Raw genomic sequence first — 539 nt, forward strand, 5'->3', positions numbered from 1 at the left:
CATGCCGTCCTGATCCGTGACGGCGAACGCGTCATGGAAGGCATCGAGGTTCTTGGCGATCGCATTCGTGCGGAACTCGTTGGGGGAGTGCGGGTCTGTCGCCAGCCGGCGGATGGCTTCTTCCTTCCGGATGACCTGCCGCCACACCGCAGCCCAGGATGCGAAGAACCGCTGGACCCCGGTCAGCCCGTCGAGCACAGGGGGCTCTTGCCCGTCGAGGCTGATCAGGTAGGCCTTGTAGGCGATCGCGAGGCCACCGAGATCCCCGATGTTCTCGCCGAGGGTGAGCTTGCCGTTGACGTTGTGGCCGGGGGCGGCTGTGGGGGAGAGGGCGTCGAACTGCGCCACCAGCTTCGAGGTCAGGACCTCGAAGGCGGTGCGGTCGTCCTCGGTCCACCAGTTGCGCAGCAGGCCGTTGCCGTCGTACTGCGAGCCCTGGTCATCGAAACCGTGGCCGATTTCGTGGCCGATTACGGCGCCGATGCCGCCGTAATTGACGGCGTCGTCGGCGTCGGCGGTGAAGAACGGCGGCTGCAGGA

Annotated in this window: 1 protein-coding gene; it reads right to left on the reverse strand. The window is 66.6% G+C overall.

Annotation, left to right across the window (positions count from 1 at the left end; all coding sequences use genetic code 11):
• A partial coding sequence (locus AC1U89_RS24615; RefSeq protein ID WP_479902232.1) for a M13-type metalloendopeptidase occupies positions 1-539 on the reverse strand: 539 nt, incomplete at both ends.

This window comes from Caulobacter sp. 05T431, from assembly GCF_056665975.1.